Origin of the sequence: Streptosporangium sp. NPDC006007 (assembly GCF_040614315.1) — a bacterium.
In the GTDB taxonomy this organism is placed as follows: domain Bacteria; phylum Actinomycetota; class Actinomycetes; order Streptosporangiales; family Streptosporangiaceae; genus Streptosporangium.
The window spans coordinates 168,661-181,860 of record NZ_JBEXUG010000003.1; the positions used below are offsets into that span (position 1 = coordinate 168,661).

10 protein-coding genes are annotated in these 13,200 nt (G+C 72.6%); 9 read left to right on the forward strand and 1 reads right to left on the reverse strand.

Annotated elements, in window-relative coordinates:
- The first annotated feature begins 728 nt into the window (after positions 1 to 728).
- From ABZ194_RS03720 to ABZ194_RS03735, 4 genes are all read left to right on the forward strand, one after another.
- The gene (locus tag ABZ194_RS03720) at positions 729 to 3,083 is read left to right on the forward strand and encodes a hypothetical protein (RefSeq protein ID WP_355591919.1); all 2,355 of its coding nucleotides are present in this window, start codon (positions 729 to 731) and stop codon (positions 3,081 to 3,083) included.
- A gap of 229 nt (positions 3,084 to 3,312) precedes the next feature.
- Positions 3,313 to 3,573, forward strand: a complete 261-nt coding sequence (locus ABZ194_RS03725) for a WhiB family transcriptional regulator (RefSeq protein WP_012888122.1) — start codon at positions 3,313 to 3,315, stop codon at positions 3,571 to 3,573.
- Between the two features lie 167 nt (positions 3,574 to 3,740).
- Positions 3,741 to 6,722 (forward strand): glycosyltransferase, encoded by a 2,982-nt coding sequence (locus tag ABZ194_RS03730; RefSeq protein WP_355591922.1) that lies wholly within the window; start codon positions 3,741 to 3,743, stop codon positions 6,720 to 6,722.
- Positions 6,719 to 8,134 (forward strand): DUF5719 family protein, encoded by a 1,416-nt coding sequence (locus ABZ194_RS03735; RefSeq protein WP_355591925.1) that lies wholly within the window; start codon positions 6,719 to 6,721, stop codon positions 8,132 to 8,134. Before ABZ194_RS03730 ends, ABZ194_RS03735 begins: the two co-directional genes overlap by 4 nt.
- A gap of 348 nt (positions 8,135 to 8,482) precedes the next feature.
- On the opposite strand, the gene ABZ194_RS03740 is transcribed toward ABZ194_RS03735, so the two are convergent.
- On the reverse strand, positions 8,483 to 8,878 hold the full coding sequence (locus ABZ194_RS03740) for a metallopeptidase family protein (RefSeq protein WP_355591928.1): 396 nt from the start codon (positions 8,876 to 8,878) through the stop codon (positions 8,483 to 8,485).
- Between the two features lie 228 nt (positions 8,879 to 9,106).
- On the opposite strand from ABZ194_RS03740, the gene ABZ194_RS03745 reads away from it, so the two are divergent.
- From ABZ194_RS03745 to ABZ194_RS03765, 5 genes are read left to right on the forward strand one after another with little or no spacing between them, the layout of a single operon-like run.
- Positions 9,107 to 9,475 (forward strand): DUF3499 domain-containing protein, encoded by a 369-nt coding sequence (locus ABZ194_RS03745; protein ID WP_355591931.1) that lies wholly within the window; start codon positions 9,107 to 9,109, stop codon positions 9,473 to 9,475.
- Between the two features lie 49 nt (positions 9,476 to 9,524).
- Entirely contained in the window at positions 9,525 to 10,895 is a 1,371-nt protein-coding gene (locus ABZ194_RS03750) for a phosphomannomutase/phosphoglucomutase (protein ID WP_355591934.1), read from the forward strand.
- A 4-nt stretch (positions 10,896 to 10,899) separates the two neighbouring features.
- Entirely contained in the window at positions 10,900 to 11,073 is a 174-nt protein-coding gene (locus ABZ194_RS03755; protein ID WP_355591936.1) for a Trm112 family protein, read from the forward strand.
- Positions 11,070 to 12,176, forward strand: a complete 1,107-nt coding sequence (locus ABZ194_RS03760) for a bifunctional phosphoglucose/phosphomannose isomerase (protein WP_355591938.1) — start codon at positions 11,070 to 11,072, stop codon at positions 12,174 to 12,176. Before ABZ194_RS03755 ends, ABZ194_RS03760 begins: the two co-directional genes overlap by 4 nt.
- Positions 12,177 to 12,218: 42 nt before the next feature.
- Positions 12,219 to 13,148: a cation diffusion facilitator family transporter gene (locus tag ABZ194_RS03765; RefSeq protein WP_355591940.1), complete on the forward strand. Its 930-nt coding sequence runs from the start codon at positions 12,219 to 12,221 to the stop codon at positions 13,146 to 13,148.
- The last annotated feature ends 52 nt before the right edge of the window (positions 13,149 to 13,200 follow it).

A 13,200-nucleotide genomic window follows, 5' to 3' on the forward strand; every position in this document is an offset into this window, starting at 1 on the left:
CCGCCGGACGTTCTCCGGCGGACCGGCCGGCCGCCCACCTCCCGCCGTCGGCGGAGCCGCTCAGAGGCGCACGGGCAGCGTCGCCAGGCGCCAGGTGCCAGACGCCCGGCATCGGCACGCGCTCAAGGTCTTGGGAGTCCACGGCCAGGGTGAGACCGGGGAAGCGGCGGATCAGCGCCTCGAACGCCACCTCGCCCTCCTGCCGGGCCGGCGCCGCGCCCAGGCAGTGGCGCGGCCCGTAGGCGAACGCGACGTGGGTCTCGCCGCGCCGGTCCGGCTCGCGGGTGGCGGACGGTGGATCGGCGGTGGATCGGCGGGGAGACGAGGCCGTCACATAGGGTCCGTGGCCGGACACGCCGTCGCCGCGGGGTGGCGGTCCCCGAGCGGCCCGGGTGTTTCCGGAGGCGGGGCCGTTCCGGGGAGGCGGGGCTGTTTCCAGCGGGACGGGGTGGTGGGGAAACACGTCGGTCAACTCTCTGCTCCGATCTTCCTCGTGCCTTCCCCCTCTTGTTCGTGATCTATCGACGGTGTGCCGGGAGCGCCTTGTCTTGATCGTTATGAGGGGCGTCTCCGCTGGCAGGAGTGCCTGTCGGGCTGCCCGAAATATGTGTCAATAGCATGCAATGAAGCACTTATGAGATTCGTAGGGTTCCTGGGGTGACCGACGCCTAAGTCAGGCATGTGCAAAACTTGGCCCGGGTTTACCTAAGAACCCTTTGGGGGTAGTTGTGATCAATGTCGAGGCTGACCGGCTCCGAGAACCGGCGGCGTGGCTCATGGTCGCCGTGGCGTCCACGCGCGTTCTCATCGGCATCGAGCGTCTGCTGTTCGGCACGCCGTCCCTCAAAGACGCCTCCTTCGCGCTCCGCGCGGCCGGACACCTGGAGGACCTCACCTCGCCGGTGATCCCCGCGCTGCTCGTCGGCGCCGTGCTGCTGGCCGGGCACGCCGGGCCGGCCATCGAACGGCTGAGACTCACGATCCAGGTGGCCGTGGGCACGCTCGGGCTGGCGGTGCTGTTCGGCACGGTCGGCCTGTTCGGCGGCCTGTTCGCCGGAGAGACGGTCCTCCGGGAGAAGGCGGAGTTCCTGGTCGGCAGCCTCCCGGCTCTCGCGCTGACCGCGATCGCCCTGTTCTACCTGCTGCCGAAGGCGGCCCCGGCCGGCTCCCAGGGCGACGCCCTCTCGTCGGGCGGCCTCCGGGCCGACACCGGCTCCCGGCGATCCCGCCAGCAGCGCCCCCAGGAGCCCCGCTTCCAGGAGCCCCGTTCGCAGGGGCCCCGGCAGGAGCCCCGTTCGCAGGAGCAGCGGTCCCTGGAGCAGTACGGCGCCGCGCACGGGCACCTCCCGCATGGCGCGCCCGTCCACCCCCAGGGTGCGCCCCTCCACCCCCAAAGTGCGCCCGTCCACCCCCAGGGCGGCCAGCCGCCGCAGGGCTTCCACCCGCAGGACCCCGCGCAGGGCGGCCCCGCCTACTCGCAGGAGCAGACGCCGCGGCAGGGGCTCCGCTCCCCGGAGCAGACGCCGCAGCAGGGTTTCTCCTCTCCGGAGCAGGGCGTCCCGCAGGGCTTCCAGCAGCATGAGCAGGCCGCCCCACAGGGCTTCCCGTCACATGACCAGGCGCCGCAGCAGGGCTTCCACGCCCAGGAGCAGACGCCGCGGCAGGGGCTCCGCTCCCCGGAGCAGACGCCGCAGCAGGGTTTCTCCTCTCCGGAGCAGGGCGCCCCGCAGGGCTTCCAGCAGCATGAGCGGGCCACGCAGGGTGGGCACGCCTACCCTCAGCAGCAGTTCCAGCCCGCTCCTCAGCCGCCCTACAGCCCGCCGGCGCTCCCTCCAGCCCCCGCCGCCTCCTCCTCTGCCGAAGGGCACGGCGGTCCGCAGCAGGCCCACGGCCACCCCGCGCCATCGGACGACGTGTACGGCGCGCCCTATGGGCAGCCGGCCGAGAGCCGGCCCTACGGCGGCTGGTCCGGCTCCCACGCCCAATCCCCGGCGCAGCCCGCCCACCAGGCTCCCGCGGCCACGACCGAGGCGTACAACTCGGGCTCCTACCCCCCGGGCTCCTACGTCCCGGCCGACGCCCAGCCCCAGCCCCATGTACAGCCCGAGCCCCAGCCCCAGGCCCATGGGCAGGCTCAGGCCACGCTGTACGACCCGCCGCCTCCCGTCTACGACCCGCCGATCTACTCCGAACGCTCCCAGTCGTCGGTCTACGCCGACCCGGCGGTCTACGCCGAGCCGCCGCCTCCCGCCTACGCCCAGCCGGCCGACTCCCGGCTGACCGGCTACTCGCACCAGTCGGAGCAGCCGACCTCCTTCTACGGGACGCAGCCGGCGGCCTCGCCGTACGCGTCGGCCGACAGCCGGCCGCAGCCGTCCTTCGACAGCCAGGCGCAGCACTCCTTCCCGCAGTCGCCGCAGCCGGAGCAGCAGGTGTCGTTCTACGGATCGCAGCCGGAGGCCCCGGTGGTGCCGCCGTACGCGTCGGCCGACAGCCATCCGCCTCTGTCCTTCGACAGCCAGGCGCAGCATTCCTTCCCCTCTCCGCCCGACGACTACGGCCAGCCGTCCACCGGCTACCCCGGCGCGGAGTACGGCCGCCAGACCGAGCCGAACCTGCGCTACTCCGCGCCCGCGCCCGCGCCCGACCCGGTGGACCCCCGTTCCCAGCAGATGGCGCAGGCATACCAGCAGGCGGAGAGCTACCAGCAGCAGTCACAGGGCACCGATCCGCAGCTGAGGCCGGAGTACACCGGTTCACAGCCGGGCGGCTCCTACGACGACCCGTTCGGCCATCCGCAGACGCCCCCGGCGCAGCAGCCGTACCAGCAGGGCGACCACCGGTGGGACTCACTGGCCGAGACGGCGCCCCGGCTGGACACGAGCGCCTACCGGGGAGACCCGCTCAGCGGGCCCAGCCCCGTCGCGAGGCCGTGGGACTCCCAGCCCATCGACCCCACCGCGATATACAAGCCCGAGCGCTCGGCTCAGGTCACGGGGGAGGAAACTCCGGATAGAGAGAGGGTGGGTCCCGGTCAGGAGCAGAACATGTCCTGGTACGGTTCCGACCGCCGGGAGCACTGAACGGGCCAGGTGATCGTCACGGGAGTCCGGGCGATCGCCACCATGGCAGGCACACGACCCAGAACCGGGGAGAGCAGGTCTTTCCCCGGATACCGGCATGCCGCTTGACGTCACACAGGCCACGCGCGTGTAATTACACACGTGTTGTTACGCCTTCCTCTGGCGTGGGTAAGAGGGGGGCGTTCATAGGGGGGCTCCATTATGCGGGCGGGCGGCAGGGAGGTGTGCAGTGGCCGACCTGGTCATCGCACAGGACAGCATCGCTGAAGAGCAGCTTGGCTGGCAGGAACGCGCGCTCTGCGCGCAGACCGACCCGGAGGCGTTCTTCCCGGAGAAGGGGGGGTCCACTCGTGAGGCCAAGAAGGTGTGCCGCTCATGCGAGGTGCGTGCCGAATGCCTTGAGTACGCGCTCGAACACGATGAGCGATTCGGCATCTGGGGTGGGCTCTCGGAGCGGGAGCGCCGCAGGATCAAGCGTGAGGCGGTCTGACGAATCTGAGAAGGCAGTCCAGGGCGCCCACTGAGGGCGCCTGAACATATATCGATGGGTCACGTGACCGACGGTCACGTGACCCATTTTTCGTGCATCGGACATAGTCCGACATAGGGTGCCGTATCGTTGTCGCCGATCAACAGCCCTTCCTGAACCCGGGACGTATGTCCAGCACCGACTCCCCGCACCCCCCTCCCACCGTCACCGCGATCGTCGTGTCCCACGACGGCGCCCGCTGGCTGGGGGAGACCCTTGACGCGCTCCTTCGGCAGACCCGGTCGGCGGACCGGATCGTCGGGGTGGACAACGGCAGCCGCGACGGCAGCGCCGCGCTGCTGACCGGCAGGTTCGGCCCCAACGCCGTGCTCACCCTCCCGCGCTCGACGAGCTTCGGCCAGGCCGTCGCCGAGGTCCTCGACCGGCTGAGACCCACCGGGGGGCAGGAGTGGATCTGGCTGCTCCACGACGACTGCGCGCCGGACGACGGCGCCCTGGAGGCCCTGCTGCGGGCCGCGGACCGGGATCCCAAGGCCGCGGTGCTCGGTCCCAAGCTCCGTGACTGGCTGGACCCGAGGTTCCTGCTCGAAGTCGGTGTCACCGTCGGCCGGACGGGCCGCAGGGACACCGGGCTGGAGGCGCGCGAGCTCGACCACGGCCAGCACGACGACGGAGTCAGGGACGTGCTCTCGGTCTCCACGGCGGGGATGCTGGTCCGCAGGGACGTCTGGGAGGAGGTGGGCGGACTCGACCCGTTCCTGGCGATCTTCCGCGACGACCTCGACCTGTGCTGGCGCGTCAGGGCCGCCGGATACCGGGTGTGGAACGTCACCGGCGCCGCCGCCCGGCACGCCGAGGCGGCCGCCCGGCGGCGGCGCCGCATCACCGTCAGCGGCGACCACCCCCGCCGCCTGGACCGCCGCAACGCCGTCTTCGTGGTCATGGCGAACCTGCCGCTCAGGTCGCTGCCCTGGGCGCTGGTCCGCAACCTCGCCGGCTCGCTGCTGCGCACCCTGCTGTTCCTGATCGCCAAACAGCCCGCCGACGCGCTGGACGAGATCGTCGCGCTCGGCTCGGTGCTCGGCCACCCCGTCCGGCTGCTCAAGGCTCGCAGAGCCCGCGCCGGGGGCCGCGGACAAGGCCGCGCGGAGGCCGCGAGGCTGCTCACCCCACCGGGCGCGGGCTACCGGCGGCTGATCAACCGGTTCCAGGGCTACCTGGCCGGAAGCGGTTTCGCGGAATCCGCCGGCCGGCACCACGCGACGGCCTCCCCGCGGGAGGACGACGAGGAACCGCCCACCGACACGGGAGCGGTGCGGCGCCTCCTCGGCAATCCGGGAACGCTGCTCCTCCTGGCCCTGACCGTGGTCACGCTGGTCGCCGAACGGAGCCTTCTCGGTGGCGCGCGGCTGGGCGGTGGCGCGCTCGTCCCGGTGATCGGCGGCTCCTCCGACCTGTGGGACCTCTACGTCGCCGACCACCATCCGGCGGGGCTGGGCGGTGACGGATGGGCCCCGCCCTACGTCGCGGTGCTCGCCGCGCTTTCCACGGTCCTGTTCGGCAAGACCTGGCTCGCGGTCTGGGTGCTTCTGCTCGGCTGCGTGCCGCTGGCCGGGCTCTCCGCCTACGCGGCGACCCGCTCGATCGTGCCCCGCCGGTGGACCCGCGTCTGGCTGGCCTCCTGCTACGCCCTCCTCCCGGTCGGCGCCGGGGCGGTCGCCGCCGGACGGCTCGGCACCGCCGTGGTCTTCGTCCTGCTGCCCGGGTACGCGGCGCTGGCCGTCGCGGTGCTCACGGGTGGCCGCCGGGGACGCCGCGCCGCCTGGAGTCTCGGACTGCTCCTGGCCGTCGGCACGGCCTTCGCCCCGCTCGTGTACCCGCTCGCCCTGACCCTCGGCGCGCTGGCCGTACTGGCCCTTCCCCGCAGGGGCCTCGCCGTCCCGGTGATCGTCGCGTTCGGGGTCCCGGTGGCGCTGTTGTTCCCCTGGCTGGTCCAGGTGGCCGGTAGTCCGGGCCGGCTGCTGCTGGAGGCCGGGCTGCACCGGCCCGGTCTGGTCGACGCCGCGCTGCCGGTCCCCTCGCTGCTGATGCTCAGCCCCGGCGGCCCCGGCATGCCGCCGCTCTGGGTGACCGCCGGGCTCGTCGCCGCCTGCCTGGCCACACTGCCGATGCGCGGCAACCGCGTGATCATCGCCGTCGGCTGGGGGATCGCGATCTTCGGCCTGCTGGTGGCGATCCTGGTCAGCCGGACCCCGGTCACCTCGCCGAACGGCGACGCCCAGGCTCCCGCCTGGCCGGGCGTGCCGCTGGCCTTCGCCGCCGTCGGCCTGCTCGTGGTCGCCGCGCTCGGAGCGGGCCGGGTCGCCGAGTTCCGGGCTGCCGGGGGAACGCGGAGGATCGCCGCGTTCGCCGTGGTGGTGGTCGCCCTCGCCACGCCGCTGCTCGCGGCGGCCGGCTGGGTCAGGGAGGGGGTCGCGGGGCCGATCAGCGGGAACGTGCCCGACGCGCTGCCCGCGCTGGTGACGGTCAACTCCTCCGGGGGTGAGCGGACCCTGCTCCTGCGCGCCGGGGAGAGCGGCTTCGGCTTCGCCGTGCTGCGCGGCCGTACCCCGCTGATCGGCGAGTCCGACATCCTCACGCCGCCACAGGACCGCGAGCGGGTCGCCGTCGCGGCGGGTGGGCTGGTCTCGGGGCGGGGCGGTGACGACGCGCGGGTACTGGCCTCCTACGGCGTGCGGTTCGTCGTGGTGAGCCCGCCGGTCACCCCGGAGATCAGCCGCGCGCTGGACTCCCAGCCGGCCCTGGCCAGGATGAGCCTGTCCCGCGCCCTGGGCGTGTGGCGACTGACCCAGCCGGTCCCCGCGTCCCCGGCGATTCCGGTGTTTCCGGCGGCCCCGGTGTCCTCGGCGCCCCCGGCCTTCCCGGTGCCCCCGATCTCCCCGGCGGCCCCGGTGTTTCCGGCGGTCCCGGCGTCCCCGGCGGCGGGGTCCCCGGCACCGGACGACCCCTGGCACGGCCGCTGGCTCTGGGCCCAGGCCGTGATGGTGCTGATCGTCTCGGTACTGGCCGCACCCGGCTCGCGGGCCGACGCCGACGGCCGTGCCTCATCCGAGACGCCCGACTCCGTGAGGGAGCCCGCCACCCGATGAAATTCCTGACCGAGAACCGGTTCGGTCTCCTCGGACCGGTCCTGGCGGCCCTGCTCGCCTGTTACGGCGTGGCCTCCGTGACCAGGCCCGAGCCGCTGCCCGACCCCGCCCCCGGGCTGCGGAAGGTGCCCGTCGCCTCGGTGACGGCCGTCTGCCCCGACTCCGGCCACACCACCGTCGGTGTCGTCACCCCGCCGGGCAACGGCGGCCGGGGTGTCGCGACGCTCGCCGCAGCCGGCGGGACCCTCACCACCCTGGAGAGCCCGGGTGTCCTGCGGCGGGAGAAGGTACCCGCCGGTTCGGGGTCGCTCGTCCTCACCGCCACCGGGAGCATGGCGGCGGGCCTGGAGTCGGCGCAGACCCGCAGGGAGACCTCGGGCAGACACCGGGGACTGGCCGGGGTGCGGTGCGTGGAGCCGGCCGCGAGCACCTGGCTGGTCGGGCCGGGCCCCGCCGCCGCCGACGTCACGCTCCATCTCGCCAACCCCGACCTGGCCCCGGCCGCCGTGGACATCACGATCTACGGCGGGGAGGGCATGGTGGTCGGCGACTCCGGCGGCACGATCATCCTCAAGCCGGGTGAGAGCCGTACGATCGATCTCAAGGACCTGGCCCCGTCGCCGCTCGTCATGGCGGTCGAGGTGCGCACCGGCTCCGGCCGGGTCACCGCGGCGGCTCGGGCGATCATGTACGGCGGGCGGGGCGTCGACTGGCTGCCTGCCTCCACGGCCCCGGCCACCCGCGTCGTGGTCCCGGGCGTCCCCGGCGGCGGAGGCAGGCGCGAACTGCTGGTCGCCTCCGTCACCGAGGCCGGCACCCTGGTGGAGGTCAAGGCGCTCACCTCGGACGGGACCTACGCGCTCAAGGGGCGGGAACTGGTCGAGGTGGCCGCGGGATCCGTCGCCGTCCTCGACCTGTCGAAGGCCCTCGCCGATCGGCCCGCCGCGCTCATGCTCACCTCGGAGGCCCCGATCGTGGCCGGGCTGGTCGTCACCGGGACCGGTAAGAAGAGCGATGTGGCGTTCACCTCGGGGGCGGACCCCATCGACCTGGGCAGCATGGTCGCCGACAACCGCACCGGCGGGGAGAAGAGCTCCCGGCTGCTGCTGACCGCGCCGGAGGGCGCGGGGAAGGTGAGCGTACGGGTGGTGCCGCGCGAGGGGGCGGCGCCGGAGCCGTTCGAGGTGGAGATCGCCGCCGCGCGCACCCGGCAGGTCAGCCTGCCCAAGGTGGACGGCGCCTTCGCGGTGACGGTGCTGCCGCTCCCCGGCTCCGGCCCGGTGTACGGCGGGCGGGTGATGGACGAGCGGATCAAACGCGGGCTGGCGCTGACCGTCCAGCCGCTGGCCGCCGCCCGAATCTGGGCGCTGGTCCCGCCGATGACCGAGTCCGCGGCCACCGTGCTGCCCTGAGTCGCGATGCGCGGGACGGGAACGGGACCCGTGGGTGCGGAGCCCGCGACCACCGTGCCGCCCTTGGGCGTGAAGGGCCGGACGGGGCGGGGCCGGCGAACCCGGAGTCTCGTGGATGGCTACGGTGTTCCCGGGTCCCGCGAGCCGGAAACCCGGAGCCGGTGACCGGGATCAGGGCCGGGACGGGGAACGGAAACCCGGAGCCGGTGCCGGGAGCCGGGACAGGGCCGCGAACGGGAATCGGGAGCCGGTGGCGGGGCTGGGACGAGGCCGCGAGCCGGGAATCCGGGGCAGGGGCCGGGGGAGTCGGGCAGGGGGCTCGGGGGGCTCGGGCGGGCGGGTCGGCGGTCAGTCGTCCCCGTCGTATCCCGGGTCCACCGACTCGGGGGACAACCCCAGCAGCCCGGCGATCTGCTCCACCACGGCGTCGTGCACCATCGCGCCGAGCTGATCGCGGTCGCGGGCCCTGGCCTCCAGGGGGCGGCGGTAGATGATCACGACGGCGGGGCGCTTTCCGGCGGCGGGCTCGGCCCGGCCGAACGGGATGGGCCCGCCGCTGAGCAGCCCGGGGCCGTCGCCCAGGTCGATGATCGGGGGCACGTCCTCGACCGCGAACTCCACGGCCGCCAGCTGGTCGCTCCAGCGGGGTCGGAGCCGGTCCACCGCGTCCAGCACGAGATCGTCGAAGCGCTCGCTGCGAGACTTGGCGATCGGCACGTGAGAGGGCGCCAGCGGACCCCGCATACCGCGACCGTGCCGGTCGCGCCTGCGGGGGGGACGAGGTCTACCGGATGCCGAGCTCACGGGCCAAGCTTAGACGCGCCCGGAGCGAAGGTGTGAAGGGGCCGTTACAGGCGGGTGTAAGCCGTACAGGCGGGTCAAAGCCGGGACACGTGTCCGAATTGTGGCGACACGCTCGTTAAGAGCGCTCAGATAGTGGCGCCTCGGACGCTTACCGGATACGGTCCCACCGTGAGCCCCGTCCGCCGCTGTTCCCGCACCGCGTGTAGTCAGCCCGCCGTATTCACGCTCACGTACGTCTACGCCGATTCGACCGCCGTTCTCGGGCCCTTGGCGACGTACGCCGAGCCGCACTGTTACGACCTGTGCGCCGAGCATGCCGAGCGGCTCACCGCACCCCGTGGCTGGGAGGTCGTCCGGCTTCCCACGGACGGCGTATCACCCAGTACCGACGATCTCGAAGCCCTCGCCAACGCGGTTCGCGAGGCCGCCAGACCCGCCCCGACGAACGGCACCGAGCCGGTGGGGCAGGGGGTCGAGGTCGGGCGCCGCGGGCATCTGCGGGTGCTCCGTTCCGCTCAGCCCCAGCGCGACCGCTGACCCGGCTAGGCTGTGCCCAGCAGAGACGACAAAAAGGGGCGGAGCTGGAGTGGGCGACCTCGCCAAGATCTTCAAGGCGTACGACGTGCGCGGCGTCGTACCGGATGAACTGGACGAGGAGACCGCCGAGGCGGTCGGCGCGGCCTTCGTGGAGGTGACCGGGGCGCGGACCACGGTGACGGCGCACGACATGCGCGCCTCGTCCGGGCCACTGGCGGCGGCCTTCGCCCGGGGGGCGACCTCACGCGGCGCCGATGTGATCAACGTGGGACTCGGCTCCACCGACATGCTCTACTACGCCAGCGGCAGCCTGGGCCTGCCCGGCGTGATGTTCACCGCCAGCCACAACCCGGCCCGTTACAACGGCATGAAGATGTGCCGGGCCGGTGCCGTGCCCATCGGCGGCGACACCGGGCTGGCCGAGATCCGCGACCGGGCCGCCGCGCTGCTCACGTCCGGCGCGGGCGGTGACGGCGGTGACGGTGGCACCGGCGGCGGGACCGTCTCCGGGCGCGACCTGCTGCGCGGCTACGCCGACCACCTGCGCACGCTGGTGGACCTCTCCGGGATCCGGCCGCTGCGGGTCGTGGTGGACGCCGGCAACGGCATGGGCGGGCACACCGTGCCCGTGGTGTTCGAGGGGCTTCCCCTGGAGCTGACCGCCCTCTACTTCGAGCTGGACGGCACCTTCCCCAACCACGAGGCCAATCCGATCGAGCCGGAGAACCTCCGCGACCTGCAGAAGGCCGTGCTCGACGTCGGCGCCGACATCGGCCTGGCCTTCGACGGCGACGCCGACCGCTGCTGGGTGGTCGACGAGCGCGGCGAGTCGGTCTCGCCGTCCACCATCACCGCGCTGGTCGCGGCCCGCGAGCTGGCCAAGCACCCCGGCGCCGCGATCATCCACAATCTGATCACCTCGCGGGGCGTTCCGGAGATCGTCGCCGAGCACGGGGGCCGTCCGATCCGCACCCGGGTGGGCCACTCCTTCATCAAGGCGGAGATGGCCAGGACCGGTGCGATCTTCGGCGGTGAGCACTCCGCGCACTACTACTTCAAGGACTTCTGGTTCGCCGACACCGGCATGCTGGCCGCGCTGCACGTGCTGGCCGCGCTCGGCGAACAGGATCGGCCGCTGTCGGAGCTCCTCGCGGACTACGCCCGTTACGCGGCCTCCGGGGAGATCAACAGCACCGTCGCCGACCAGGCCGCCGCGACGGCGCGGGTCCGCGGGAGGTTCGCCGGCCGTGACGGCGTCACCTTCGACGAGCTGGACGGCATGACCGTCTCCGGCCCCGGATGGTGGTTCAATCTTCGTCCGTCCAACACCGAGCCGCTGCTCAGGCTGAACGCCGAGGCGGCCGACGAGATTCAGATGGCAGCGATCAGGGACGAAGTTCTCGCTGTCGTGAGGAGCTGAGCGAGTGAAGATCGACGACTGGCTGCTGGAGATCCTGGCCTGTCCGCACTGTAAGTCCCCGCTCCGCGCCGAGCCGGAGACGGACGAGCTGTCGTGCACCTCGCCCTCCTGCGGCCTGGTGTATCCGGTCCGGGACGACATCCCGGTGCTGCTGGTCGACGAGGCGCGGAAGTCGTGAGCTGGGAGCCCGATCGGCTCGACGACCAGGGCCGGTTGGCCGACGGCGACCCGTCGGGCATGCTCCGCGCGGTGGCGGCCTCGGCGGCGCAGGTCCGCACCTCCCACCGGGCCGCGCGTGAGGCGGGCCTCGGGTCGCTGGCCAAGGGGGGCCGGCCGCGGTCCATCGTGGTCGCCGGTATGGGCGGCTCCGGCATCGCCGGTGACATCCTCAACGCGGTGTGCGGTCACGGTGTCCCGCTGCCGATCGTGACCGTGCGCTCCTACCGGCTGCCCGGCTGGGTCGGCGGGACCGATCTGGTGATCGCGGTGTCCTGCTCGGGAAAGACCGAGGAGACGCTCGCGGTGGCGATGGAGGCCGTCCGCAGGGGGTGCCGCCTGCTCGTGCTGGGCGCGCCCGACTCGCCGCTGCACGCGGTCGCCCGGCAGGCGGGTGCGGCCTTCGTGCCGGTCGTCACCCGAGGGCAGCCGCGTACCGCCGTCTGGGCGCTCTCGGTCCCGCTGGTGGTCGCCGCCGCCGAGCTGGGCCTGATCCAGGTGGACGACGAGGTGTTCGAGGCCACGGCGGAGTGTCTGGAGGACGTCGCCCACCGGTGCCGCCCGACGAGCGAGTCCTTCATCAATCCGGGCAAGTCGCTGGCCATGGAGCTGGCCGAGACGGTGCCGATGATCTGGGGCTCCTCCTCGCCGGCCGCCGTCGCCGCCTACCGGTGGGCCTGCCAGCTCAACGAGAACGGTAAGTATCCCGCGATCTGGGGGGAGATCCCGGAGGCCAACCACAATCAGGTCGTGGCGTTCGACGGCCCGCTGGCCAGGCGGGACATCTTCGCCGACGAGGCGGGGCGGTCGCTGCGGCTGTTCGTGCTGCGCGACGTGGACGAGCACCCCCAGGTGATACGGCGCCGCGAGGCGTCCGTACGGCTGGCCGAGGACCGGGGCGTTCCGGTCACCCAGATCGTCGCGGAGGGACTGCACCCGCTGGAGCGGCTCGCGACCCTCATAGAGTTGGGCGACTACGCGAGTACATACCTCGCCATCGGGTACGGGGTCGATCCGACCCCGGTTTCGGCCATCACCGAACTCAAGGCGAGAATTTCACATTAGTATCCTGTCTCGTCTTTTATCGCTATATGAGTGGAGGCTGCCGTGAGCGCGGGCGGCGGTACTAAGGCGATCATCGCGGCTCTGGCCGCGAACCTCGCGATCGCGGTGGCCAAGTTCGGCGCCTATCTGGTCACGACCTCGTCGTCGATGCTCGCCGAGTCGATCCACTCCCTGGCCGACTCGGGCAACCAGGTGCTGCTGCTGGTCGGCGGGAAGCGCGCGGAGCGGGAGCGGACGGCCGAGCACCCGTTCGGCTACGGCCGGGAGCGCTACTTCTACGCCTTCGTGGTGGCGGTGGTGCTGTTCGCCATCGGCGCGCTCTTCTCCCTCTACGAGGGCTGGCACAAGATCCACGAACCGCGCCCGGTGGAGACGCCGATCGTGGCCTTCGGGGTGCTGATCTTCGCGATCGTCGCGGAGAGCTTCTCCTTCCGCACCGCGATCAAGGAGTCCAACGCGGTCCGCGGCGACCAGTCCTGGGTCCAGTTCATCCGGCGGTCCAAGTCGCCCGAGCTGCCGGTCATCGTGCTGGAGGACCTTGGCGCCCTGGTCGGCCTGATCCTCGCGCTGCTCGGCGTGACGGTGGCCGTGATCACCGGTGACGGTGTCTGGGACGGCGTCGGCACGATGGCGATCGGCGTCCTGCTCGCGATCATCGCGGTCATCCTCGCGGTCGAGACCAAGTCGCTGCTGATCGGCGAGAGCGCGGGCCCCGAGGTCGAGAGGCAGATCGTCACCGCGCTCCAGGGAGTGCCGGAGGTGGCCAGGGTCATCCACATGCGCACCCTCCACCTGGGGCCGGAGGAGATCCTGGTCGCCGCCAAGATCGCGGTGGATCACGACGAGACGGCGGCCGAGGTGGCCCGGGGCATCGACGAGGCCGAGCAGCGCATCCGCGCCGCCGTGCCGGCGGCCCGCGTCATCTACCTGGAGCCGGATCTGGACAAGAGCAGGGTCAACGGCTCCCTCTGAGGTTCCCGAGGGTCCCTGAGCCGTCCGTGTCCGCGGGGTCCTCCATGGGGAG

Coding starts and splice junctions, on each gene's coding strand:
- ABZ194_RS03740 (WP_355591928.1), bottom strand. CDS start 8,878: ATGCGGGGTCCGCTGGCGCCCTCTCACGTGCCGATCGCCAAGTCTCGC.
- ABZ194_RS03730 (WP_355591922.1), top strand. CDS start 3,741: ATGTCCAGCACCGACTCCCCGCACCCCCCTCCCACCGTCACCGCGATC.
- ABZ194_RS03735 (WP_355591925.1), top strand. CDS start 6,719: ATGAAATTCCTGACCGAGAACCGGTTCGGTCTCCTCGGACCGGTCCTG.